Annotated in this window: 22 protein-coding genes; 4 read left to right on the top strand and 18 right to left on the bottom strand. The window is 64.4% G+C overall.

Translation table 11 applies throughout. The annotated features are described in order from the left end of the window. Positions 1-2 precede the first annotated feature (2 nt). Positions 3-1,112, bottom strand: a complete 1,110-nt coding sequence (gene pstS, locus MSP7336_RS09460) for a phosphate ABC transporter substrate-binding protein PstS (protein WP_069395874.1) — start codon at positions 1,110-1,112, stop codon at positions 3-5. Positions 1,113-1,328: 216 nt separating this feature from the next. On the opposite strand from pstS, the gene MSP7336_RS09455 reads away from it, so the two are divergent. The 4 genes from MSP7336_RS09455 to MSP7336_RS09440 all read left to right on the top strand — a co-directional run bounded on the left by MSP7336_RS09455 (position 1,329) and on the right by MSP7336_RS09440 (position 4,797). Next, positions 1,329-2,012: a TetR/AcrR family transcriptional regulator gene (locus MSP7336_RS09455; protein ID WP_069395873.1), complete on the top strand. Its 684-nt coding sequence runs from the start codon at positions 1,329-1,331 to the stop codon at positions 2,010-2,012. A gap of 126 nt (positions 2,013-2,138) precedes the next feature. Further along, positions 2,139-2,984, top strand: a complete 846-nt coding sequence (locus MSP7336_RS09450) for a metal-dependent hydrolase (protein WP_069395872.1) — start codon at positions 2,139-2,141, stop codon at positions 2,982-2,984. Positions 2,985-3,000: 16 nt separating this feature from the next. Continuing rightward, positions 3,001-3,879 (top strand): metal-dependent hydrolase, encoded by an 879-nt coding sequence (locus MSP7336_RS09445; protein ID WP_069395871.1) that lies wholly within the window; start codon positions 3,001-3,003, stop codon positions 3,877-3,879. 24 nt (positions 3,880-3,903) lie between these two features. After that, entirely contained in the window at positions 3,904-4,797 is an 894-nt protein-coding gene (locus MSP7336_RS09440; protein ID WP_069395870.1) for an SDR family NAD(P)-dependent oxidoreductase, read from the top strand. 21 nt (positions 4,798-4,818) lie between these two features. Here the strand turns inward: MSP7336_RS09440 and MSP7336_RS09435 are convergent, their stop codons facing one another. The 17 genes from MSP7336_RS09435 to MSP7336_RS09355 all read right to left on the bottom strand — a co-directional run bounded on the left by MSP7336_RS09435 (position 4,819) and on the right by MSP7336_RS09355 (position 23,942). Then, a complete protein-coding gene (locus MSP7336_RS09435; RefSeq protein ID WP_069395869.1) occupies positions 4,819-6,366 on the bottom strand; it encodes an MCE family protein in 1,548 nt (515 codons plus the stop codon). 3 nt (positions 6,367-6,369) lie between these two features. Further along, a complete protein-coding gene (locus MSP7336_RS09430; protein WP_069395916.1) occupies positions 6,370-7,464 on the bottom strand; it encodes a virulence factor Mce family protein in 1,095 nt (364 codons plus the stop codon). A 35-nt stretch (positions 7,465-7,499) separates the two neighbouring features. Then, the gene (locus tag MSP7336_RS09425) at positions 7,500-9,047 is read right to left on the bottom strand and encodes a virulence factor Mce family protein (protein ID WP_069395868.1); all 1,548 of its coding nucleotides are present in this window, start codon (positions 9,045-9,047) and stop codon (positions 7,500-7,502) included. Next, positions 9,044-10,597: a virulence factor Mce family protein gene (locus MSP7336_RS09420; RefSeq protein WP_113963590.1), complete on the bottom strand. Its 1,554-nt coding sequence runs from the start codon at positions 10,595-10,597 to the stop codon at positions 9,044-9,046. Before MSP7336_RS09420 ends, MSP7336_RS09425 begins: the two co-directional genes overlap by 4 nt. Further along, on the bottom strand, positions 10,594-11,634 hold the full coding sequence (locus MSP7336_RS09415) for a virulence factor Mce family protein (protein ID WP_069395866.1): 1,041 nt from the start codon (positions 11,632-11,634) through the stop codon (positions 10,594-10,596). The genes MSP7336_RS09420 and MSP7336_RS09415 overlap by 4 nt, the downstream gene beginning before the upstream one ends. Next, on the bottom strand, positions 11,631-12,860 hold the full coding sequence (locus MSP7336_RS09410) for an MCE family protein (RefSeq protein ID WP_113963589.1): 1,230 nt from the start codon (positions 12,858-12,860) through the stop codon (positions 11,631-11,633). Before MSP7336_RS09410 ends, MSP7336_RS09415 begins: the two co-directional genes overlap by 4 nt. 5 nt (positions 12,861-12,865) lie before the next feature. Beyond that, positions 12,866-13,735 (bottom strand): ABC transporter permease, encoded by an 870-nt coding sequence (locus tag MSP7336_RS09405; protein ID WP_069395864.1) that lies wholly within the window; start codon positions 13,733-13,735, stop codon positions 12,866-12,868. A 1-nt stretch (position 13,736) separates the two neighbouring features. Beyond that, positions 13,737-14,453, bottom strand: a complete 717-nt coding sequence (locus MSP7336_RS09400) for an MlaE family ABC transporter permease (RefSeq protein ID WP_372507693.1) — start codon at positions 14,451-14,453, stop codon at positions 13,737-13,739. Positions 14,454-14,708: 255 nt separating this feature from the next. Continuing rightward, positions 14,709-15,536, bottom strand: a complete 828-nt coding sequence (locus tag MSP7336_RS09395; RefSeq protein ID WP_069395862.1) for an alpha/beta fold hydrolase — start codon at positions 15,534-15,536, stop codon at positions 14,709-14,711. Beyond that, positions 15,533-15,697: a hypothetical protein gene (locus MSP7336_RS23795; protein WP_181786687.1), complete on the bottom strand. Its 165-nt coding sequence runs from the start codon at positions 15,695-15,697 to the stop codon at positions 15,533-15,535. Before MSP7336_RS23795 ends, MSP7336_RS09395 begins: the two co-directional genes overlap by 4 nt. 8 nt (positions 15,698-15,705) lie before the next feature. Further along, on the bottom strand, positions 15,706-16,695 hold the full coding sequence (locus tag MSP7336_RS09385) for a cyclase family protein (protein ID WP_181786685.1): 990 nt from the start codon (positions 16,693-16,695) through the stop codon (positions 15,706-15,708). Beyond that, positions 16,683-17,507: a coniferyl-alcohol dehydrogenase gene (locus MSP7336_RS09380; protein ID WP_069395860.1), complete on the bottom strand. Its 825-nt coding sequence runs from the start codon at positions 17,505-17,507 to the stop codon at positions 16,683-16,685. Before MSP7336_RS09380 ends, MSP7336_RS09385 begins: the two co-directional genes overlap by 13 nt. Continuing rightward, positions 17,504-18,823: an LLM class flavin-dependent oxidoreductase gene (locus tag MSP7336_RS09375; RefSeq protein WP_069395859.1), complete on the bottom strand. Its 1,320-nt coding sequence runs from the start codon at positions 18,821-18,823 to the stop codon at positions 17,504-17,506. The genes MSP7336_RS09380 and MSP7336_RS09375 overlap by 4 nt, the downstream gene beginning before the upstream one ends. Further along, on the bottom strand, positions 18,820-20,532 hold the full coding sequence (locus tag MSP7336_RS09370) for an FAD-binding protein (protein WP_069395858.1): 1,713 nt from the start codon (positions 20,530-20,532) through the stop codon (positions 18,820-18,822). The genes MSP7336_RS09375 and MSP7336_RS09370 overlap by 4 nt, the downstream gene beginning before the upstream one ends. Next, positions 20,529-21,449 (bottom strand): 3-carboxyethylcatechol 2,3-dioxygenase, encoded by a 921-nt coding sequence (locus tag MSP7336_RS09365; RefSeq protein WP_069395857.1) that lies wholly within the window; start codon positions 21,447-21,449, stop codon positions 20,529-20,531. Before MSP7336_RS09365 ends, MSP7336_RS09370 begins: the two co-directional genes overlap by 4 nt. Further along, positions 21,397-23,076 (bottom strand): bifunctional 3-(3-hydroxy-phenyl)propionate/3-hydroxycinnamic acid hydroxylase, encoded by a 1,680-nt coding sequence (locus tag MSP7336_RS09360; protein ID WP_069395856.1) that lies wholly within the window; start codon positions 23,074-23,076, stop codon positions 21,397-21,399. The genes MSP7336_RS09365 and MSP7336_RS09360 overlap by 53 nt, the downstream gene beginning before the upstream one ends. Continuing rightward, positions 23,073-23,942 carry an alpha/beta fold hydrolase gene (locus tag MSP7336_RS09355; RefSeq protein WP_069395855.1) on the bottom strand — a complete coding sequence of 290 codons (870 nt, stop codon included), beginning with the start codon at positions 23,940-23,942 and terminating at the stop codon, positions 23,073-23,075. The genes MSP7336_RS09360 and MSP7336_RS09355 overlap by 4 nt, the downstream gene beginning before the upstream one ends. Positions 23,943-24,033: the final 91 nt, after the last annotated feature.

Below are 24,033 nucleotides of genomic sequence, written 5' to 3'. Positions count from 1 at the left end.
AATCACGAGATAGCATTCACGGCCGCTTCGAGTTTCGATTCGAAGGATTTCGGCATCGGAATGTATCCGTACTGGTCCAATCCATCCTGCCCCGAACCGATGGTGGCCTGCATGAAAGCCCTTACCGCCGGGCCGGTCGCGGGATCCGGATACTTCGAGCAGACGATCTCATAGGTCACCAGCACCAGTGGGTAGGCCCCGGCCTGCGTGGGCTTGTAGAACGACGACGTGTCCACCACCAGGTCATTGCCCTGCCCTTTGAACTTCGCCCCCTCGATCGTCTTTCCGACCGTTTCGGCCGTGATCGTCACCGGATCCGGACTCGCTGACGTGATGATCTGGGCCATGTTCAGCTGACGTCCCACCGCGAAGGACCACTCGTTGTAGGTGATGGCCCCGTCGGTGTTTCGCAGGAGCGACGACGTGCCGTTGTTGCCCGCTGCTCCCTGCCCGACACCTCCGTTGAACGTCTTTCCGGTGCCTTTGCCCCACGCGCCATCGGATGCCACCTCGAGGTAGTTCTGGAAGTTGTCGGTGGTACCGGATTCGTCGCTGCGGAACACCACCTGGATCGGCGTCGCGGGCAGCTTGGTGCCTTGGTTGAGTGCCGCGATCGCCGGATCGTTCCACGTGGTGATGGTGCCGTTGAAGATCTTCGCCGTTGTCGGCCCGTCCAGATTCAACGTGTTGACGTCTTTGACGTTGTAGGTGATCGCGATCGGGCCGAACACCGTCGGTAGGTCCCACGCCGGCGAACCGCACCGCTCCTGCGCGCTTTCGGGTTCACCCTTCGAGGGATCCAGTGCCACATCGGAGCCGGCGAGGTCGGTTTGGTTGCTGATGAACTCCGCCACCCCTTTGCCGGAGCCGTTTGCGTTGTAGTCCAGCGTGTAACCCGGGCACGCCCGGATATAGGCGTACACAAATTGCTCGATGGCGTGCGTTTGCGCGGTCGAGCCGCTCGCCTTGAGTTTCTGCTTGCCGCCGCACTGCACCGGCACCTCGGCGGTGCCCGACGACGCCGAGCTGTCCTTGCCGCCGCCACAGGCCGACAACACCAGTGCGCCGACGGTGAGCAGGATCAGAGCGGTGCTCAATCGGTTGGCCTTCACGCAGCTCCTCGAAACAGCCGGGGTGGCAGATGCCCTCCGCCACCGGATCACGTGTGAGCGTTGGTACGTCGCAGCTCAGCGACAGTGGCAACAGTACCGTGAACAGCGGGTCCTTCCGGTGCGAACAGAATATGAATGCCCGAGTCTTCGGCTCGCCCGCACTGCGGTCGGTACTGGCTGGCAAACCCTTGCAAAGCCTGCGGATACCATTAGCTGGTGTCGACGGAGGCCCTCGGCGGGCGCTTGCCCGAATTGACCGGCGACGCCAGAGTCGATCGCTGGCGCGAGCATCGAGCGGCGGTGCGAGCCGAATTGGTCGAGGCAACGCTGCGGGCCATCGAGGAACACGGCCCGGACTTGTCCATCGACGATGTGGTGCGGACCGCCGGTGTCCCGCGCCCGAAGCTGTACCGGTTCTTCGCCGATAAAGACACGCTGTTCAGCGCCGTCGGCGAACGCGTACAAGCGATGGTGCTCGAACGTGTGGTACCCCGGTTCAATGCGGCCGGCACCGCGTTGGAGCTGGTCCGCTCGGCCGTGGCCACCTACGTCGACCTCGTCGACGAGCGGCCCAACCTGTTCCGCTTCCTGGTCGGATCCCAGTTCACCGAGCGCCGCTCGACCGAGGCCCTGATCGAAGGCGGCCGGCCACTGGCCAACGCCACCTGCGAGGTTGTCGCCGACATCCTTCGGGCCCGCGGCGGAAACGGCGATGACATTCAATATGTCGTCGACGCGTTGCTGGGCGGGGTGGCGCTCGGCGTCCTGCGCTGGCTCAACGAGCCGACGATCAGCAAAGATGCTTTGGTCGAGCAACTGACGACGTTCCTGTGGGGCGCATTGTCGGCCACCGCCGCTGCCCGCGGTCTGATTCTGGATCGCCACCAGAAACTGTCGTAACCAGCGCTAGCCAGCGCGAATCTCGCCGACTCCTTGCACGTGCCATCGGGCCGCGCTACTGTGACCCAGGACACCCCGTACTTACGGTACTAGGTACTGAACGTTCGAGGAAGGGTCGTCGCGGTCATGCCGACCAGCTATCCGAACACCAGGCGGATCCGTTTCCGCTTTGATCAGGCCCGCAGGTTCGACAAGTACTTCGTCAACAACGACATCGTGCTCAGCCACTTTGTGGCGGGCCTGTCAGGTGCTTTTCCACCCGGCGAGGAAGCGTTCATTCGCTCGGTCCGGCGATTCGCCGAGTCCATCACCGATCCGGTGCTGAAGAAACGGGTCGCCGGTTTCATCGGGCAAGAATCGATGCACGGGCAAGAACACCGCCGGCTCAACCAGAAGCTCATCGAGATGGGTTATTCCATCAAGTGGTGTGACTCAGAGGCGTTGCGGCGGCGCCGGATTCAGTTCGAAGGCTGGCTGGGTGGCCGACGGCACCTTGCGTTGACGGCAGCCGCCGAACACTACACAGCAGTGGTGGCCCAACGGGTGCTGTCCAATCCGGAGATCCAAACGATCCCGGGCGATGCCGAAGTGTGGAACCTGCTGAACTGGCATGCCCTCGAAGAGCTGGAACACAAGTCGGTGGCCTTCGACGTGTATCGAGCGGTCGGCGGCTCCGAGCGGGTCCGAATCACCACCATGGCCATACTCATTGCCGTCACGCTCCCGGTGACCACCCTGTTGCTGGCGATCGCGCTGGCACGCGACCCGGTGGCGCACCGTCATCCGTTGCGAGTCGCTCGCGAGGCATACCGGCTCTACCGGGGTCCGTTCATCCGCGGGTTGATACCTGACCTCGCGCAGTATCTGCGTCCGGGCTTCCACCCCGACGATGTGGACACCACAGCGCTGGTAGAGCAATGGCGCGAGGAGCTTTTCGGCGCCGAGGGCGCGCTGGCCGATCACCTGAAATAACGAAGGGACGGTTCGTATGGGTGCTGCAGCGGCAACAACAACAACCGCGACGGCCTATCCGCCGGTCCGGCGGATTAGGTTCCGGTTCGGCGAACCGCGACCGATGAAGCGTCACTTCGTCGACGGCGACATCGTGATGAGTCACCTGACCGCCTTGTTGTCAGCCATTTTTCCGCCCGGCGAGGAGGGGTTCATCAGGTCGGTGCGCCGTTTTGCCGATCATGTCAGTGACCCCGTTTTGAAGAAACGGGTCGCCGGATTCATCGGACAGGAATCGGTGCACGGTCAAGAGCACCGGCGCCTCAATGAGCAACTGGTGGCGATGGGCTATCCGCTGGTTCGGGTGTTCATGTTCGACCACGACAGCAGGCGCCACAAATGGATCGTGCGCGCCGAGAACCGGCTGCCGGGCTATTTGCATTTGGCGGCGACGGCGGCTGCCGAGCACTACACCGCGACGCTGGCTCAGCGCGTGCTCACCGACGAGATACAAGCTATCCCAGGCGATCCCGAGGTGCGCCAGCTGCTCAATTGGCATGCCGTCGAAGAGCTGGAACACAAATCGGTGGCGTTCGACGTCTACCGCTTTGTCGGCGGACCGGAGTGGATCCGTATCGCCGTGATGGGCGTGGTGTACGTGCTCACCATCCCCGTCGTCACCGGCGGCGTCATGGTGTCGATCATGACCGATCCATCTGGGCGGCGTCCGATCACGGTGCTGCGCCAGACCATCGGCGTCTTCCGCGGACCGCTGCTCAAAGGTGTGATGGCCGACCTGCGTAAGTACATGAGACCTGGCTTTCACCCCGACGACATCGACACCACCGAGCTGTTGGACAAGTGGCGCGCCGAACTGTTCGGCACCGAGGGCGCGCTGGTCGATCACCTCAAGTAGCCGGGAACAACGGGATCAGGTGGCGTGAAATTCAATCGGTTGCGGCCCCGGGTGGTAGTGGTCACTGGCGCCGGGAGCGGCATCGGGCGGGCGATCGCGATCAGATTCGCCAAACTCGGGGCCCGGGTGGTGGTCTCCGACATCGACCTCGACGCCGCACAGCAGACGGCAGCAGTCATCCGCGGCCACGGCCGCCTTGCCTCGGCGGCGCAGCTCGACGTGACCGAGCCTGAGGCGTGGGATGCGCTGGCCCGAAACGTACTCACCGAACACGGCTACACCGACGTGCTGGTGAACAACGCCGGCATACTCGTCGCCGGCCCCTTCCTGGAGCTGCAGCCGTCGGATTGGGAACACCAACTTGCGGTCAACCTCATGGGCGTGGTGTACGGCTGCCGCGCATTCGGTGCTCAAATGGTCGAGCGCGGTGCGGGGGGTCATATCGTCAATATCGCGTCCGCGGCGGCATTCACGCCGACGCCGGTGATGTCTGCCTATTCGGTATCGAAGGCCGGCGTGAAAATGCTGACCGAATGCCTGCGCCTGGAACTGGGTCCGAAAGGCATTGGTGTCAGCGCTATCTGCCCGGGAGTCATCAACACCAGCATCATGGAAAACGCGACCACGTTGGGTGTCGACGACGATCTGATCGAGCGCGGCAAGTCGCTTGTCCGGCAGCTCCAGCAGTTCGCGGAGACACTTCCGTTCGCGCCGATGAGTCCCGATCTGGTCGCACGCGCAGCAGTGCGCGCCGTCCGATTCGACCTTGCGGTGGTGCCCGTCCGCACCGAGGCCTGGCTGGGCTACGTCATGCTGCGGGTCGCACCCGGTGTCAATCGGATCATGACACGTCCGTTCTCGATGAAGACGCTGGAGAAGGTTGGCGCTCGCCTACTCATGCCCGCGGGCCGCACATAGGGGCGCACATAGGGGTAGGACTCAACCCGCCGGCGACAGCATCTGCCGCCAGCCGTCTTCTCCGAGACCGTCGGAGCTTTCCAGGTGGTACTTGACCCCGTCAGGGCCGAGCACTTCACCGCTGGATGGGTTGTAGATCGCGGCCGGGCCGGCGGGAGTGTAGACGCACGGGTTGGGTTGCTGCCCGTTGCACTGAACGGTTCCCGAACCCGGCCGGGACAGCGGATCGCTGACCGGTGGCGGCGTACCGGGAACCCGGTCGGCCGGCGCCGGGTTCATGCCGTTGTTGACCGACGGCGCCGGGATCATCTCGCCGACATTGACCGGTTGGTCGCACCGCGCACCCGGTGCGGGGCAGTTGCGGATCTGGTTGGGATCGCCGTACCAGGGATTGGTCCCCAGCGGTACGTACGGCTTGCTGTCGCGGCACTCCCGGGGAGTGGCGGCACGCTTGCCCGGGACGTCGACACACGGCAGGTTGCGTGCGCCGCGCACGACGTTGGCCGGAACATCTTGGGGAATCTTGCAATACGTTCCGCTTGGCAGCGGCGCGGTGTTGGTGTCGGCCGGCGATCGCCACTGTGATGCCGGCAGGAATCCGGTCAGACATGGCGGTGGGTTGTTGATCGACAGATTGAGGTCCATCAGCACCGACCCGGGGGTGGAGGCAATCGTGGTTTGTGCGATAGACGCGACCTCCGGCAAGAACACCAGCAACTGCTCGAGGCCCTTGTTGTAGCGCTTGAGCATGTCGGCCACGATCTCCAGGTTCGCCAGGGTCTGCGGCAGCGACTCGCGGACACCGCTGAACACCTCGGTGACCTGGTCGGCGGTCGGCGCGGCCTTCGACAGGATGCTTTGCAGGCCTTGGTCGTTCTGGGCGATCTGCGCGGTCAGGACGTTCAAGTCATGTGACCACCGCTCGATCGAGTCGCTCGAGTCGACCTGGCTGTCCAAGATCGGTGCCGCGTTCTCGATGACATCGTCGACATCGGCGAGATTGGTCTTGAAGTCGCCGACGATCGACTGCGTCGAATCCACCAACCGTTGCAACGCCGGACCCAAACCGCCGATTGCCTGTGCCGTCTCATCGAGCAGCGAGGCGATCTTGTCCTTGGGGAGGACCGACAGGCTCCGGTTGGCGGCATCCAGCGCCGGGCCGATCTCACTGGGCACGGTGCCCTTGGTGATGGTCTGCCCGGGCGAGAAGAACTTCCCCGGTGTGCCGGTGGACACCAGGTCCAGGTACTGCTCACCGACCGCGGAGACCGAGTGCACATTGGCCGACGCGTCGATGGGGATCTTGTAGCGGCTGTCGATGCTGAGTGTGGCCCGGGCACCGGTCACCGTCGGTTCGACCTTGGTGACCTTGCCGATCTGGATCCCGCGATAGGTCACGTTCGACGTGCGATACAAACCGCCCGAAGCGGGCAACTCGGCGACCAGTGTGTATCGACCGATGCCCAGCAGGCTCGGGATGTGCAGGTAGTACCAGCCCAACGCAACCAGCGCCGCAACCGTCAGCGCGGCGAACACGATCAACTGGTTACGGATGAAACGGGTCAACATCTTTCATTCGCCTCGCTCCACCGGCGCGTCGGCCGGATTGGGCACGTATCGGATGTCGGGCACCATGGTTGCCGGATCACGGCCCCAGGACTGTTCGAGCGCGCGCAGCATTCCGGACAATCCGGTTCCGGTCAATATCGCGTTGTCGATCGTGCTCAGTGTGAGGTCGAGCGAACCGGACACGTTGATGTAATCGCCCCGCACGATTTTCGGCACGCTGTCGATGGTGAACGGCGGCGAGAGCAGCAGCCCCAGGGCATCCACCAAATATGGCGCGGCAAGGCCGAGTTGCTTGAGCGGTCGCTGCAACAGTTGCAGATTCTGATGCAGGTCGCCGCGCACCGTGGACAACGTCTGATCGGTGACGGCGCTGATGCGCCCGATGGCTTCGACAGTGTCGGCGAACAGGTCGCGCTGGTCTTCGAAATGCTCAACCAGCGGTGGGAATTCGGTAAGCACCCGATCGAGGACATCGGTGCGCTCACCGACATAGGTCAACAGCCGGTTCGTCGAGTCGATCGCGCGGGTGACATCACCACGCTGCTCATTGAGCTTGGTGGCAAAGGTATCCAGCTTGCCGAGGAAGGCCCGAATCTGCTGGGCCCGTCCGTTGAGAATCTGGTAGACCTCGTTCTGGATCACTTCGAGATTGGGAATCCCGCCGCCGCGCAACACCAACGCCAGGCTGGCCAACGTTTGCTCAATGCTGGGATAGGCCGATGAGTTCGTCAGCTTGATGGTGTCGCCGTCTTCTAACAGCTGCGGCGACGGATTCGGCGGTGCGGCAAGCTCGAGGTGCTGCGAACCCAGCAGGCTGGTCTGCCCGATCCTCGCGGTGGCGTTCTTCGGTAGCCGAACGCCTTTCTCCAGATCCACGGTCAGGGTGGCGACCCAGTCTTTCAGTTTGATTCCGCGCACCGTGCCGACAAACACATCGGCGACGAGGACCCGACTGTTTCCGTTGAGCGCTAACGTGTTTGGCATCTGGACGTAGATGGTGTAGGAGCCGCGCCCGCTGCCCGGCCCGCCGGGCAGCGGCACGTTGGAGATGCCCCGCCAGTTGCCGCACGATGTCAGTACGACCACCGCGACCAGCATCGCCAGGGCCCGTCGCACGCACCTCGTCGCTTTGCTCACGGGCCCGGCCTTTCGGCGGCGCCCAGCGGCGCTTCGGGCGGCGGCGGTGCCGCGGTCGGCGAGGGCAGCGGCTGCGGGTACCACGGCGGCGGCAACGGGTTGTTCTCGTCGTAGGCGTTCGGCGGCCCGGGCATGTTCTTGCCCGGCGGTGGAGGTGCGATGTCCGGGCCGCCCATGAGTTCGGCCAACGACTCCGGTGTCAACAGGCTCGCCGTGAACGGCCCCACGCGAACCCCCTGCATACCCGGCGCGACGATCCACCCCGGCTCGGAGTTCCGGTGCGACCACGGTGTGTCCGGTGAAAAGATCCCCGGGACGGTGGTGTCCTTGTATCCCGGCGGCGGCTGCAGCCGCGGCTCGGAGTAGGCGATGTTCTTGGGCAACGTGTCTGCGGTGCTGACCAGGTTCATGCCAAACGGGAAGTAATTGAACTTGATCGCATCCAGAATCGGAGCCAGGTACTCCGCGCACAGTTCGGCCGACTCCTGATAGCCGAGCCGGCTGCCGGCTTGGATTGCGCTGCAGATGAACTGCATTGGGTTGGCGAAGTTGACCAGCGCGGGCACGCCGGTGAGGCTGCCGTGCGCCGGCTCGTAAATCCCGAGCACGTTAGCGGCCATGGTGGGCAGGATGTGCAACCCGGTCTCCAACCCTTCCCTGGGCTCCGGCTGCATGATCGCGGTGGTCACTTCGGACAGGTTGTTGACGTCGTGGGTCAGCACATCGCGGTTCGCGGTCAAGAACTCCTGCGCGGTGGACAGCAGGCTGTCGGTCTGCCGAATCGCCTCAGCAGCCGCTTGATCCGCGCTGGTCAAGTTTTCGGTGAATTGGGCAAGGTCTTTGTTCAACGCGACGAACTGCTGATCGTCTTGACGCAAGGCGTTGACGAACAACGCCAGGCTGTGCAGCACGGCGAAGAAGTCGCCGCGGCCCTCGTCCAACGTGGTCAACGACCGAGACAGGCTATCGAGCGTGGTGTTGATCTGCTTGCCCTTGCCGGCCAGCCCATCGGCGAACGATTCGACGATGTCGCCGAACGGTCCCTTGGGCTGCTCCTTGGTGGGGCCGAGTTTGTCGATGATGTTGGTGATCTGGTTGCGCAGGTCGTCCCACTCCACCGGCACCTGGGTGCGCTCGATCGGGATGACGGCGTTGTCGGCCAGCACCGGACCGCCACGATAGGGAGGCTGCAACTGAATTGCCCGTGATGCCACCAGCGTGGGGTTGAGGACCACCGCCGAGGCATCGGCGGGAACTTTGTAGCGCCGCTGGTAGTGAAAGGTCACCTTCATCTTGTCGCCGGCCGGCTCGATCTTGTCGATCGCGCCCACCCGTGCGCCCATGATCTGCACCTTGTCCCCGGCATACAGCGCGTTGGTCTGCGGGAAGTACGCCACCACAGTGATATTGGTCAACTTGTGATAGATCTGTTGGCCCACGAAAGCGGCGAGCAGACCGATCAGCGCAACGAGTGAACCGGTGATGACCGCCGTCCGCGACAACCTCGGCAGCTGCAACTTGCGAATATCGAAGATGGTGCTCAATCCTGGCTACCTCCGGTCCCGTCCGGTGTGATGAACGGGGCGGGGAGCGCCGGCCCCGGCCCGGGTGGTGCCGGCGGTCCGGGCGGCAGCCCCGGCGCGAACGTCGACGGCGGTGGCGTCGGACCCGCGGGCCCCAGGTCCTCGGTGCGTGCTCCGCGCGGTGCGTTCGGCGGCAACGGCACCGCGGTGCCGGGAACGTCGGGAGCCGGCTCGCCCGGCCGCCCGGCGATATTGATGCCCGGCGTCGGCGGCAGCCCGTTGGGATTGGGTGGCGACGACAACACGTCGGGCAGCCCCGGATAGGGACCATTCGGCCCGAACGGTCCCTGCCCCTGGTCGATGCCGGCACACGGCAGCGGATTCCACGGCCGCGGCAACAGATCCGGCGTCGGCGTGAACGAACACGGTGAGCCGGGCGCGACCGCCGGACCCGGATGGTCCGGCGTTCCCTCCAGCACCGGGGGCGCCGGCGGCGGCGCGGCATTCGGGAACCGGGTGCCGTTGGGGTCCGGCCAGCGGAACGCCGGCAGCCCCGCGCTGCGCCAGAACTCCTCCGGGTCGATCCCACGCTTCTTGAACGCCGCATCCACCCAGGGCTGCAAAATCTGATACGGCAGCAGGTTGGCCACCATCACTTTGAAGTACGGACCGGAACCGACCGCCTCACTCAGCGCCGCGGTGTAATTGCGCAACGTGGTCAACACCGAGGCCAGCTCGTTTTTGCGCTTGGCCAGCGTGTCGGTGACAGTGCCCAACTGCTCGAGCAGATGGTGGAGGTTGGGGTTGTCATTGATCAATCCCTGCAGCTGGGTGGAGAATGCGGCGACGTTCGCCAGCAGTGCTTCGACGGCCTTGCCGCGCTGATTGAACGCCGCTAACAGCGCGCGGGCGTTGACCAGCAGTGCGTTGATCTGCCTGCTCCGGTCGCCAAGAACGCTGGCCACCTTCCTGGCTTGGGCGAGCAGGTGCCTGATCTGCTCGTCGCGCTTGCCGATCGTGTCGGAGAACTTGGCCACCCCGTCCAGGGCGCCACTCAGGTGCGGGTAGGTTTCATTGACGATCTGGGACAACACATTCAGCGACCGCTTGACGGTGTCGATGTCCCAATCGGCGGCGGCCTTGGTGACGTCGAAGAATGCGTCGTAGATCTGATACGGCGTGGTGCTCTGCCCCAGCGGCAAGACGCCGCCGGGCCGCAGCCGCTGGCTGCCCCGCGGCTCGATCTCGAGCACCTTTTTGCCCAAGATGGTCTCGGTCTTGATCGCCAGCCGGCTCTCGGTGCCGATTCGGTGCGAGCCCGCCGAGAACTTCATCACGATGTGGTCGCCGTCGATCTTGACGTCCTGCACAACGCCGACGTCCTTGCCGGCGATGCGCACCGTGTCGTTCTTGCTCAAGCCGCCGGTGTCGACGAACTGCCCGTAGTAGGTCGGTTGGGCGAACAGCATCGGGACGCTGCTGAAACTCTGCCCCACCCCGACGACAAGAATCGACACCGCGATGGCAAGCACCCCGATGCGTACCCGGTTGGCGGGTTCGAGCGTTCTCATTGCCGGGTGCACCTGCCCGTCGGTTGGGTGAACAGCTTGACCGTGCGGATCGGGCCGCCGGGCTGCAGCCCGTTCACGGTCAGAGACAGGTCGCACAGATAGAAGTTGAAGAAGTCGCCGTAGATACCACTGGCGCGGCCGATACGGTTGAATGCGTCGGGCAATCCCGCCAGCATGTCCTCGAGTTTGCCGCGTTGGTCGACAAGCGGCTGCGCGATGACTTCCAGCCGGCTTACGGTGTCGTGCAGCAGGTTTCGGTTGTCTGCCAATAGGTCGGCCACCGTTCCCGCAGCGTTGCTGATGTGCGCCGTGCCGTCGGCCAGCGGGTCAGCCCGGTTTTTCAACCCGGTGATCAGCTTCTCGAAGTTGTCGACGGTGGCATCGAAGTCTTTCCGGTGCTTGACGGTGGTGTCCAACACGGTGTTGAGATTGGTGATGACTTCGCCGATCGCGGCATCGCGCTCGGCGAGATGCTCTGTCAGCTGTGCGGTCTGGTCGAGGATGTCGTTGATGGTGCCACCCTCGCCCTGGAACACCGCGATGATCGAGGACGCAATGCTGTTGACCTTGTCCGGATTCAGCGCCCGAAACAGCGGTTTGAAGCCGCCGATCAGCGCGTCGAGGTCCAGGGCGGGCTGGGTGCGCGACAGCGGGATGAATCCACCCGGCGGCAGAATTCGGTCGGCGCCTTCGCCCTCGCCACGTTCGAGTTCGAGATAGCGGTTACCGATCAGATCCTGATAGCGGATCGAGGCGGTTGTCGACTGGTACAGCTTGACCGAGCGGTCGACGGCAAACTCGACATGTATTCGCTTGTCGTCGTCGACGAGATCGACCCGTTTGACCTTGCCGACCTCGACACCGGAGGCGCGGACGAACTGCCCGGCCCGCAGCCCGCTGGCATTGCTGAATTCCGCGGAGTAGCTGTCGGTCCGATCGAATCGGATCTGGCCGAACACCACCACGATGACAGCGGTTAACAACAGCTGCACCGATGCGATGACAGCCAGTCGGATAACTGTTCCGGTGAGTTTCATGGGTTGATCGTGTACTCCCCGTACTGCCGTCCCCAGATGTATTCGCTGGCGAGCGGCTGGCTGAGTTCGAAGTGGTTGTAAGGCGCGATGCTGTTTCCGGTGTCCATCACCAGATACGGTGCGGGCCATAGGTTCTGCGTGATCTTCGCCCAGCAGCCCGGTGCGCCGCCGGGTCCGCCCCGGGCATTGACCCGGGGCAGATTTTCCGGATACACGTACGGGTTTTCCGCTCCGGTGATCGACACGCCCAGCCGCGCGGAATAGGCGTTGCCACTTTCCAGTTCGCCGATCTTGGGGACCAGCTCGGCGAAGTTTCGGAAGGTGCAGAGCACCTCGGGACTGTAAGTGTCGAGCAGCCGGGAGGTCGGCACCAGATCGGCGACAACGCGTTCCAGGTAGGGCTTGCTGCGCGTGAAGATGTCTTCTCCGGTGCGGCCGAATCCAGTCGCAGCCAGCAGCGCGGCATCGATATCGGCTTGTTGGCGATTGAGGGTGCGCGCGGTAATCACCGCATTGTCCAGCGCGTTAAACATATTTGCTGCGTTGTCTGCATAGATGTCGCCCAGCGCCGCCAGCTGCGCAATGTCGTGGCGGATGGTCGGCATCCTTGCGTTCACGTCGTCCAGGATCGTGTTGCCGTTGACCACCGATGCTCCGAACTTGTCGCCGAGCCCACTCAACGCCTGCGCGGCTGCACTCAGCGTCAGATTCACCTTGACCGGATCGACATGCTCCGCAATGTGGACCAGCGTTTCGAACAAGGTGTTGAATTCGGTGGTGACCGATACCGCGTTGATCACATGCTGTGGTGTGATGCGTTGCTGTGACGGCTGTTTGGGCGACGTGAACGACACATACTTGTTGCCGAACACCGTTGTCGCCGCAATCTTGGCAATCACGTTCACCGGAATCAGCTGGACATACCGCGGATCGACGTCCAAGGTGAGCTTGGCGGTGGGCTTGCCGTCATAGTCGACCTCGGAGATGTCGGCAACCCGCCCGATGCTCACGCCGTTGAAGGTCACCTTCGAACCGCGATCCATCACCAAGCCCGCGCGGTCGGCCAGCATTGTCAACTGTGCCTTGGGAGTGAAATTGCCGCGGAACTGCCAGTAGGTCAACGCAAGCACCACCGCGCATGTCAAGAACAGCCCCAACCCTGCCACCGTGTCGGGCCAGGTTCGGGTTTTGCGTTGTTTCGGCACAGTTGTCGTCGCGGTTGTCATGATGGCTACACCGTGAGGTTGAAATTCGGGTCGACGCCGTAGAGCGCGAGCGATGTCAGCAACACGACGACGACCGTCGACACCAACGAGAAACGCATCGAGCGGCCGACCGCCTCCCCCACCCCGACCGGCCCGCCGCTGGCGGTGTATCCGTAGTAGCAGTGCGTGATCATCACTATCACCGCCATGACGATCACCTCTGCCCCCGACCAAAACACGTCCTCGGTGCGCAAGAAGGTCTGGAAATAGTGCTCGTAAGTCCCCACCGACTGTCCGTAGAACAGCGTCGTGACGGTCTGCCCGGAAAGAAATGACATGACGAGCGCCATCGCGTACAGGGGGACGACCACGACCAGGCCAGCCAGCAGCCGCGTCGATACCAAGAACGCGACCGATTTGATGCCCATCACCTCGAGCGCGTCGATCTCCTCGCTGATCCGCATGGCGCCCAGTTCCGCAGTGGCGCCGGCCCCGACGGTCGCCGCCAGCGCGACCCCGGTGACGACGGCCGTGACGACGCGGACGTTGGCCAGCGCGGCAAAGAATCCCGTGAATGCCTCGACGCCGATGTTGCCCAGCGAGGCGAAGCCTTGGATGGCGATCAGCGAGCCGCCGGACAGCGTCGTGAACCCGATGATCGCGGCGGTGCCGCCGACGACCGCCATGGCGCCGGTGCCCATGCCGATCTGGGCGATCAGCCGTAGCGTCTCGCGGCGATAGCGGCGCAGTGCCCACCCGATCGACCAGCCGCCCAGCAGCGCGAAGCGGGTCAGCTGCCCGGCTTGGTTGACCGCCCGCACGGTGCCACCGACGTAGTGGTTGAACGCGGCGACGGTGCGCGGATAGCGAGCGCGTAGGACAGCGGCGGTTGACATTTCAGCGTCCCGTCCCGAACCGGACGCCAATGGTGGTCAGCACCACGTTGACCGCGAACAGCGCGATCACACACAGCACCAACGTCTCGTTGACGGCGATTCCGACGCCTTTGGGCCCGCCCTTGGTGGTCAGGCCGCGATAGCAGCCCACCAAACCGGCGATGACGCCGAATACTGCCGCTTTGATCGTCGCGATGACCACTTCGGGCAACCCGGTGACCAGAGTCAGGGTAGCGAGATATGCACCGCCCGAGACGTTTTGGAGCCGGACACCGAAGAAGAATCCGCCGATGAGCCCGATCGTGATCACGGTGCCGTTCAGCAGCGTGGCAACCGCGGTCGCGGCCACGACCCGCGGCACCACCAGCCGCTGAATGGGGTCGATGCCGAGCACCTCCATGGCGTCGATCTCCTCGCGGATGGTGCGCGCCCCCAAATCGGCACAGATCGCAGTCGATCCGGCGCCGGCTATCACCAGCACCGTGGTCAACGGGCCCAGTTGGGTGACCGCGCCCAGCGCCGCGCCGGCACCCGACAGGTCTGCCGCGCCGAACGCCGCCAGCAGCGTGTTGAGGGTGAACACGATCAGCACGGTCAACGGAATCGAAACCGCGATGGTGGGCAACAGCGAGACACGCATGAGAAACCAGCACTGAAAGAGGGCCTCGCGCCAGTGAAATGGCACCCGCAACGACGCCTTGCCGGCCAATACGCACATCCGCGCGAAACCGCCCACCGACGCCAGCGGCGACTCGAGTTGGTCGCGCACGTACTCGGTGAGCCGCGTCGGCGTCGTGGTCGTCACCGTCAACGCCCGCTCCCATACGCCCTGCTCAGCCAGGGGTTAGAGCGGGTAATTCCGGGCAGGACGTGACAACGCACATTTCCCATGCGCCACACTATGTAACAGAAGTCACAACGATCGCATGAGACACGCGGGGCGATTTCGTGTCAATGACATTTCAGTGACGTCTCAGTGCGACAGAAATTCCCCTATCAGGTCATTGACGATCGCCGGTTGCTCGATCTGTGGGCAATGCCCTGCCAATTCAACGACTGCCGAACGACTGTCGGGAATCTGGTCGGCGATCTGCTTGGCCCAGCCCGCGGGCAGCAGCTTGTCGCAGGCGCCCTCGACAACCAGGGTTGGCACCGAGATGCGCCCGTAGGCACGGTTACTCGACGGAGTCGGGGGAGGTAATGCCCCGGGCCGGCGAAACCGCGCGGCGGCGACGGCTTCCCACGCGCCAGGTGCCATGCTGGATTCATAGCGCCGTCGCACGTAGTCGTCGTCGGCCGGGTAGGCGGGATCATAGAAGAGCGCTTCGACGATGCGGCGCATACCGGCCAGGGTGGCGTCGTAGTCATAAAGCGCCTCCGCGTACTGGTTGCGCTGAATCTCGCCGCCCCCGCAGATGATGGCGAGGGTACGCGCCGGCAGGATCGGCGACTCCGAAGTCGCGTCCACGAGCAGGTTGATCGCACCCATCGAATTACCGACGAAATGCGCTGATTCGACACCCATTTCGGCACAAAAGCGCGCCACATGGCGGATCCGCATACCGCGCGCGTCGTTGAAGTCGACCACCTTTGCAGATTCGCCGAAGCCGAGCATGTCCGGTGCCAGCACCCGAAAATGCGGAGCAAGCGCGGAAATAGTGCGTTCCCAGCCGATTTCGGCGCCGGCACCAAATTCTCCACCGTGCAGCAGGATCACCGGATCGCCTGCCCCGGCTTCCAGGTAGCTGGTGACCAGACCGTCGACGAGGATAGTTCTTCGTCGCCAGGCGCCAGCACTCATGATGTCGGCGCGTACGTCCGGGTGAACATCAGCACCTGCGAAGCCAGCAGTTCGAGTTGGTCCCGCACACCCGAGTCGACGAGCAGCGCTCGTTCGGTCGACGAGTTCGTCCGCAGAGTTCCGCCCACACCGACCACCAGCGGCCCGTTGGATTGCGACATATTCGTTCCTACTTGATTGCGATCGGGTTCAGTGGCGAGCCCACCGCGCCGACTACTCGCAGCGGTGGAGCGATGAGCTGGAACTCATACACCCGGTCGGCCGCGCAGTCGGCTGCCAACGCGGTCAGGTCCCAGTACTCGCCGAGCATCAGGCCCATGTCGCGCAGGCACAGCATGTGCATGGGCAAAACCGTTCCCTCGACGCCGGATACCGGATCTTCCACCATGAGGTTGTCGGCGGCCACCGCGGCGATGTCGTGGTCGTGTAACCACGAGGCGCAGCGCCAGTCCAAGCCAGAACCGGGTTCGCTGCCGTTGCCGGTCTGCGCAAACCGTGTCCACCAACCAGTTCGGATCAACACGATGTCGCCCGGTTCGATCGTGACGCCCTGCGCACGAACGACGTCGTCGAGCTCCTCGGGGGTAATGGGATTGCCGAGTTCGAGGAAGGTGTCTACACCGCGGTGACGAACCAGGTCCAGCAGCACACCGCGAGAGGTAATGCCCTTGCTGTCGACCTTGTCGATCCCGCAGTGGAATGCACCGAAGCTGGTCACTGAATCCGCCGGGAAGCCGTTGTAGAGCTGCTCGTCGTAATAGACGTGGGAAAGCGCGTCCCATTGGGTCGCGGCCTGCAGCGGCATGATGATCATGTCGTCGTTGAAGCGGAATGGGTTGTCCCGGAAGTACTTGCTCATCTCGTGGGCGGCCGGATTGCGCGGCCAGTGTGCGCCGTATTGGGCTAGCGCGGCGGTGTCGCCCCCGTCGACGGTCATGACGTGGATCGGGTTGTGGCGGAATTTGAACGCGCCCTGTGGTCCGGACGATCCGAAGTCCACGCCCAGCGGAAAGACTTTGCCGTGCTTGACCAGGCTTGCCGCGTGGGCGATCTTCTCGGCCGAGATGAGGTTCAGGGTGCCCAGCTCGTCGGTTTCTCCCCATCGGCCCCAGTTGCTGACCTCACGGGCGACCTTGCGAAATTCGGTCAGGCTGGCCACGATGCCGGTCCTTCCTGTAGTCCGTCGGCGATGGTGGTTCCCACGGTCCCACCGTCGACCCAGATCACTTGACCTGAAATGTAACTGGCCGCTTGGCTGTTCAGGAACACCAGGACGGCAGCTTGTTCGGCGGGATCGGCTGTCCGGCCCATCGGCTTGGGGATGTCGTCGAGATATTCCTGACCGTAGGCGCTGCGCAGTTGGTCGAGGATCGGGGTTTCGGTGACGCCGGGTCCGGTGCAGTTGATCCGGATGCCCCGGGCGGCAAGGGGCGCTGCACTTCTCATGGTGTAGAGAATGATCGCTTCTTTCGACAACCGGTAGCCCCCGCCGGCCAGCGCATCGGGGTGGCGGCGACACCAGTCGACTCCCTCGGCCATGGACCCGGTTTTCAGCAGCGGAGCGACCGTCTGGCGGTGGTCCAGGTAATCTGCCGCCGCCAACGATGACGTGCTGACCACCGACGAACCGGACGGCATCAGGGGGATCACCGCCTCGGTGAAGTGCCGCAGGCCCAGGAAGTTGACGGTGACGACCAGCAGTGGATCACCGATGCCGGAGGACACCCCGGCAATGTTGAACAGCGCGTCGACCCGCGTTCCCAGGCAAGCGACGGCCCGATCGATACAGGCCGCGTCGGCGAGATCTACCTGGTGAAACTCGCCGATATCGAAGGCTGGTCGACGCGTGTCCAGTCCGACGACGTCCGCGCCGAGCTCGGTCAATTGACGCGCGACGTGGGCTCCGATGCCCGACGCGCAGCCGGTGACCACCGCCCGGCGCCCGTCATATCGCCAGAGTTGCTCGATCACGAACCGTGTTCTTCGGCGTTTTGGGCTTCTTTGGCACGCTGGGCCGCCAAGACCCGGCCCTCGTTGATCTCGGCCATTGCTTCGGGGATCTCGCTGGCGGTGAACTTGCCGCCGCGACCGGTGGGCAGGCCACCGAACGAGTAGCTCTCGTCGAACTCCGGCGCCGTCGGCGCCGGTCGGCGCGACTCGATCTTCTCGATGACCGGCTCCAGTCGCTTCGCCTTGTCGGCCACCGCTTTCGCGTCGCGCTCGATGAATTCGGGCAGCACTTCGGAGCCCATGATCTCGATGGATTCCATGGTGCCTTCGTGGCTGCGCGGGTTGAGCAGCAGGATGATCTCGTCGACGCCGCTGTCCTCGTAGCCGCGCAGGAACTCCCGCACGGTGGCCGGTGAGCCGATGGCGCCGCGGCCAGGCCCGTAGGCCAGTGTCGGGTCTTTCTCGCATTCTTCGAGGTAGCGCTTCCACACGCCGGTACGCCCGGGTGTGTGTACGCCGGTCATGTAGTAGTGCATGATCCCGAACGAGAAGAATCCGCCACCCATTCCGAGACGTTCAAGGGCCTGCTCGTCGGTCTTGGCGACCATCATCGACAGGTCACCGCCGATGGCGAGGATGTTCGGGTTGATCTGCGGGGTCGCCGGGACGCCGCTTTCCTCGAGCTCCTTGTAGTAGCCGTTGACCCGCTCGGTCAGCGGGCCGGGACCGGTGTAAGCGAAACTCAAAGCGCCGATGCACTTTTGGGCTGCCATCTGAACCGATGACGGGCGGGTGCAGGCCACCCACACTGGTGGATGCGGCTTTTGCATGGGTTTGGGGATGACGTTACGTGCCGGCATCTGGATGTGCCGGCCGTTGAATCCGGAAAATGGTTCTTCGATCATGCACCGGATCGCCACCTCGAGCGCTTCTTCCCACTGCGCCCGCTTGTCGGCGGGATCGATGTTGAAACCGCCGAGCTCGCCGACCGACGACGACTCTCCGGTGCCGAACTCCACGCGTCCGTTGGAGATCAGATCGAGAGTGGCGATCCGTTCGGCGACCCGGGCCGGATGGTTCACCGCCGGCGGCATATGCATGATGCCGAACCCCAGCCGGATGTTCTTGGTGCGCTGGCTGGCCGCCGCCAAGAAGATCTCCGGCGCGGTGGAATGGCAGTACTCCTCGAGGAAGTGATGCTCGGTCAACCACACTGTCGAGAAGCCTGCCTTGTCGGCGGCCTCCACCTCGTCGAGGCAGTCCTGCAGCAGCACCCGCTCGTCGTCGGGGGCCCAGGGGCGGGGCAGGGCGAACTCGTAGAACAGTGAGATTTTCACTGGTTACCTCCAATAAGGGTTGACCGTTGGCTGACAAGGTGTTTGGCCGCGACATAGCCGAACGTCATCGCCGGCCCGATAGTGGCGCCGGCACCGGCGTAGCTGCGGCCCATCACCGGCGCTGCCGTATTGCCCACCGCATACAGGCCGCGCACCACGCGGTCGTCGGCGCGCAGCACCCGGGCATACTCGTCGGTGCGCAGCCCACCCGATGTGCCCAGATCGCCGAGAATGACTTGGAATGCGTAGTAGGGCGGTTTACCGAGCGGACGCAAGTTGGGGTTCGTACACGTGGGATCTCCGTAGTAGTTGTCGTAGACGCTGTCACCTCTGTTGAAATCGTCGTCGTGGCCGCGCTGCGCCAGTTCGTTGAAACGTGCTGCAGTGTCGCGAAGTTGACCGGCCGGCACGCCGATCTCGGCGGCCAGTTCGTCCCAGCTGGCCGCTTTTTTGACCACTCCTGATTCCAGCCACTCCTGCGGGACCTTTCGGCCGGTGGGCACCGGGGATCCCGGAATCTTCGGCAGCGGTAGATGCCCGGCGATGACGTAGCGGTTCCACGACCGATGGTCGGTGATCAGCCAGCATGGAATGTGGGTCACGCCGGTCTTCTGCCCCTCGATCATGGCGTGACCGAAGTCCATGTAGGGCGCGGCCTCGTTGATGAACCGCTTCCCGTCACCGTTGACGATGAACTGGGCCGGCATCATGCGTTCGTTGAGCATGAATTGCAGCCGCCCGTCCGGCCATTGGATGGCCGGGAACCACCAGGCTTCGTCGAGCAGATCGGTGGCAGCCCCGACCTTTTGACCGGCGCGGATGCCGTCACCGGTGGCTGCGGGATTGCCGAAGCTCCAGTCGTGGTCGACGACCGGCTGGTGCTCCTTGCGCCACGCGAGGTCGTGGTCGAACCCGCCGGTCGCCAGGATCACGCCGCAGCGCGCTTGGATCTGCTGTGTCACACCGTCTTTCACGATCATCACGCCGGTGACCGACCCGTCGCCGTCGGTGAGTAGCTCGGTCATCGGCGAGTCCAGCCACAGCGGAATGCCGCGATCTTTCATCGCCAGCCGCAGTCGCGCCGCCAGCGATTGGCCGATAGCCGCGATCCGGTCGCCGAAAACCCGTGCCCGCACCATCCGCCAGACCAGCTTCACCAGCACGGCTTTGCCCTGCCACGATTGGCGGACTTGATAAAACGACCGAAGCTCTTTGGGTCCCAGCCAGATTCCGCGCGGCGCCAATGCCAGGGGCTGCAATAGGTGCTGCTCGTCGTCCCCTAGCCTGCGCAGGTCGATCGGCGGCACATTGATGGTGCTGCCCAGTTCTGAGCCGCCCGGTAACTCCGGGTAATAGTCGGCGTAGCCCGGCTTCCACACGAACTCGAACCACGGGCTGAGCTGCTCGAGAAACTCCATCATGGCGGGCGCGGACTCGACGTACTGCCGGATGCGGGGCTCGCTGACCAGGCCCTCGGTGATGTGCCGCAGGTATTCCACGACGCCGTCGGGCGGCGGCGCGTAGCCCTCCCGGCGCTGCGCAGGCGCGCCGGGCACCCAGATCCCGCCGCCGGACAGCGCGGTGGAACCGCCGAAGTGGCTTGATTTTTCAACGACCAGGGTGTTCAGGCCACAGGCGTCGGCGGTCAGCGCCGCGGTCATGCCGCCGCCGCCTGAGCCGATTACCAGCACGTCCACTTCGTGACTCATGAGCAGGGCACCGCCGTTCGGACCGCGAACCCCGCGATCAGTTCCGGCGCGGCTTTGTAGTAACGCACCGTGGTCTCATAGGTGCCCGCCGCCGCAAGTGCACCGAATGCCGCCACCCAGGTGCGGATTTCGTGTGCCGAGTTGCCGCCCTCGTGCGCGATAAAGGAATTGGACCACCCATCGAGGTCGGTGAGCTGGCCGGCGTCGACGATCTCCAGGAAACGGTGATCGAAGGCCGGGTTGATCGGTTGCCGGTCGCTGCGGCCTTCGGCCAATTGCTGTGCTGCCTCGATCACCGCCACTTGCCGGGCCTGTCGCTGCGCAGACGTCATCGGGTCACCGTGCACGATCCGGCGCGCGACTTGCGGGTTCGCGGTTTCCAGCGTCGCAATCGGCGGATCATGCGACAGGCCACCGGATCCCACAACCAGGACGCGCTTGCCCAGCGACACAAGGTACTTGCCGACCGCAGTGCCGAGCGTGCGGCAACGCCGCAGCGGCCCCAGCGGTGTGGCCAGCGAGTTGATGAAGATCGGAATCACCGGCCGCGCCGTCGCGTCTCCAAACAGCTTCTCCAGGGGCTGGACGGCGCCGTGGTCGACCTCCATGCAGCTCGAGATCGCGATGTCGACGTCGGCGGCCAGAACGGCCTTGGCGCAGCCGTCGGCGATGTCCTCGGGAACGTCCAGCGGACCACTGTGAGTGCCATAGTCGCCGACACCGGTTGCGCTGGTGGCAATGCAAAACGGTGGCATCAGCTTGTAAAAGAACCCGTTGTAGTGGTCCGGGGCGAAGATGACCACGAGTTCGGGGGCGAACTCAGCGACGAAATTACGGGCCTGGGACAGCGCCGTCTCGATGTCATCAAGGAGGTCCTGCGACGGCCCGGGCAGATTCAGTAGTGGGCTGTGGGACATACAGCACAGGGCTATCGGCATGGCTTCCTCCCGGAGTCAAGGTGAGGACGTCGAAAAGCTTGGCGCTCAGCTCGCCTGCGAGCTGAGCGATGCAGGCGCCGGCGATACACCGGTCGGGGCGCAGGAACAGCACGGACTCCCGGTGGCTGTCGAACCAGCCTTTCAGATCACCGTCGCGGTCTCCAACGATCACCACGTCAGGATCATCGTGTCCGGTCCAGTGCAGTTGCGTCTGTGGCCGCGCTGCGACGAACCGGGCCCCGATCGCCTTCCAGTTCGCAAACTCCTGAGCGCCAAGGATTTCGCGGGGGTTGTTGTTCCAGCACAGCACGGCGAACCCGGTGCCGAGCACGTCGTCGAGCAGAACGTCCTGGCGCTCGCGCAGATCCACCCGGGGCTGCACGAACAAGGTGCCGACCGGTGAGTCGGGCACGGTATGCACCACGGCCCCGGTCTCGTAGCGCGGCATCGGCTTGAACCGCATCTCGAGCACATACCGCTTGAGCGACGGCACAATTGACGCCGACCGCACCAGCAGGTCGCGGGCGGCGGCCACCCGGCGGTTGGTCGGAGAGATCACCCGGCCCACCAACGTGGACAGGTCGATCATCGCGCGGGCGTGCTTGCGTCGTTCCACGTCGTAGGTGTCGAGCAGCGCGTCGTCGGCCTGGCCGTTGATCACCGCCGCCAGCTTCCAGCCCAAATTCGCGGCATCCCGGATCCCGCTGTTGTAGCCCTGCCCTTGCCAGACCGGCATCAGGTGCGCGGCATCGCCGGCCAGCAGCATGCGCCCGCGTCGGAATGCCCCGGCGATGCGGGAGTGGTGGGTGTAGACCCGGCGCCGGATCACGTCGACCCGGTCGGGGTGCGGTACGAGCGGTGCGAGCATCCGAGCCAGAAACGCCGGATCCTCCGCCTGCTCGTCGGATTCGTCGGCGTGAATCATGAACTCGAACCGCCGAATTCCATGGGCGATCGAGATCGAGACAAATGGACGCCGGGGGTCCGCCCCTACTTCGCTGTTGGGATGTCCGAGCGGATCGTTGGCGACGTCGACGACCAGCCAGCGGGTCGACGACGTGGTGCCGTCGAAGGACACCCCCATCAGCCGTCGGGTGGTGCTGCGTCCGCCGTCGCAGCCGACGACGTAGCGGGCCTGCACACCGGCGGGCTCTGCGCCGCCGAGCTCGACCGTCACCGCGTCGGGTGTCTGTGTGCAGGAGGTCATCGGACGCTCCCACCACACCTCGACATGCTCGAATCGGTCCAGGCCCCTGAGCAATTCGGCGTCGACCAGCGGCTGCACGAACCCATTGCGCTTGGGCCAGCCGAATCGCGCGTCGGCGGGCGCCATTTCGGCAAGCAGCCGGCGCTTGGCGTCGACGAACCGCAGGATCTGGTTGGGCACGGTGTGCGGCAGGATCGCATCGACCAGGCCGATCGCCTGGAAGGTGCGTAACGCCTCGTCGTCGAGGCCGACTCCGCGCGGATAGTCGATCAGCGACGAGCGCTCCTCGACCACGATCGTGCGAACTCCCTGCAGGCCAAGGATGTTGGCCAGGGTGAGCCCAACCGGACCGGCTCCCACCACGACGACGGCTGCGTCCTGCGTGCGGCTTTCGGTCACGTCGAGCGTCCCAGCAGGAAATCCAGATGCAGCCGGTTGAACGTCTTGGCGTTCTCATACTGCGGCCAGTGTCCGCAGCCGGGCATCAGCTCGAAGCGCGCGCCGGGAATCATCGACGCGATTCGGCGGCCCTCGGCGACATCGGCGGTGGGATCGTCGCTGGTCCACAGCACCAGGGTCGGCGCGGTGATAGCTCCGTACTCGGCCGGACCGAGCAGGTTGCGCGCCCGGATCGTGGGGTCCTGCAATGCCATGATGTCGCGCATCGCGGCCACGAAACCCGGCTGGCGGTATATCCGTTGCCGGCTGGCCACCAAATCGTCGTAGTCCTTCGACTTGTCTGCCATCAACCACTTGATCCGCGCCTGCACGGTCTGCCAGGACGGATCCTCGGCGGCCGCCATCGACAACGTGATAATCCGTTGCATCACTTCCGGATCCGCTTGCGAACCACCTGCGGTGTTGAGGACCAGCCGATCCACCTTCTCCGGGTGGTCGATGGCGGCGCGGGCGGCGACCCAGCCGCCGAGCGACTCGCCGGACAGGCTGGCTCGTTCGGCGCCGATCGCGTCCAGAAACGCGATCAGATGCGTGACATAGTGCGGTATTTCAAGCGGATGGCCGGGCTTGTCGGTGTAGCCATGCCCGAGCATGTCGATCGCCCAGGTCCAGAAATGCTCCCCGTGCGCTTCCAGGTTGCGCACGTAGGCCTCGGCGTGTCCGCCGGATCCGTGCAACAGGATGAGCACCGGGTTGTCGGGCTCACCGGCCCGCAGATAGCGGGTCCGGATGCCACCGGCGTCCAGATAGCCCTGTTCGAACGCGACACCTTGAAGATCGCTCCAGATGCTCTCGTGGTCGGCCACCGGCTCCTCATCTCGTGCGGAAATTCGGTTCTCGTCTAGCGCCAACCGCCTGTGCTAAAATCGCACATTGATGTGCACTATGTATAGAGCA

This window comes from Mycobacterium shimoidei (assembly GCF_900417275.1).
Classification (GTDB): Bacteria; Actinomycetota; Actinomycetes; order Mycobacteriales; family Mycobacteriaceae; genus Mycobacterium; species Mycobacterium shimoidei.
This window is presented reverse-complemented; position numbering and strand designations above follow the sequence as displayed.

Excerpts from the sequence above, each read along its gene's own strand:
- MSP7336_RS09450 (WP_069395872.1), top strand. The coding sequence starts at position 2,139 with ATGCCGACCAGCTATCCGAACACCAGGCGGATCCGTTTCCGCTTTGAT.
- MSP7336_RS09445 (WP_069395871.1), top strand. The coding sequence starts at position 3,001 with ATGGGTGCTGCAGCGGCAACAACAACAACCGCGACGGCCTATCCGCCG.
- MSP7336_RS09435 (WP_069395869.1), bottom strand. The coding sequence starts at position 6,366 with ATGTTGACCCGTTTCATCCGTAACCAGTTGATCGTGTTCGCCGCGCTG.
- MSP7336_RS09430 (WP_069395916.1), bottom strand. The coding sequence starts at position 7,464 with ATGCTGGTCGCGGTGGTCGTACTGACATCGTGCGGCAACTGGCGGGGC.
- MSP7336_RS09420 (WP_113963590.1), bottom strand. The coding sequence starts at position 10,597 with ATGAGAACGCTCGAACCCGCCAACCGGGTACGCATCGGGGTGCTTGCC.
- MSP7336_RS09415 (WP_069395866.1), bottom strand. The coding sequence starts at position 11,634 with ATGAAACTCACCGGAACAGTTATCCGACTGGCTGTCATCGCATCGGTG.
- MSP7336_RS09410 (WP_113963589.1), bottom strand. The coding sequence starts at position 12,860 with ATGACAACCGCGACGACAACTGTGCCGAAACAACGCAAAACCCGAACC.
- MSP7336_RS09405 (WP_069395864.1), bottom strand. The coding sequence starts at position 13,735 with ATGTCAACCGCCGCTGTCCTACGCGCTCGCTATCCGCGCACCGTCGCC.
- MSP7336_RS09400 (WP_372507693.1), bottom strand. The coding sequence starts at position 14,453 with ATGTGCGTATTGGCCGGCAAGGCGTCGTTGCGGGTGCCATTTCACTGG.
- MSP7336_RS09395 (WP_069395862.1), bottom strand. The coding sequence starts at position 15,536 with ATGAGTGCTGGCGCCTGGCGACGAAGAACTATCCTCGTCGACGGTCTG.
- MSP7336_RS23795 (WP_181786687.1), bottom strand. The coding sequence starts at position 15,697 with ATGTCGCAATCCAACGGGCCGCTGGTGGTCGGTGTGGGCGGAACTCTG.
- MSP7336_RS09370 (WP_069395858.1), bottom strand. The coding sequence starts at position 20,532 with ATGAGTCACGAAGTGGACGTGCTGGTAATCGGCTCAGGCGGCGGCGGC.
- MSP7336_RS09365 (WP_069395857.1), bottom strand. The coding sequence starts at position 21,449 with ATGTCCCACAGCCCACTACTGAATCTGCCCGGGCCGTCGCAGGACCTC.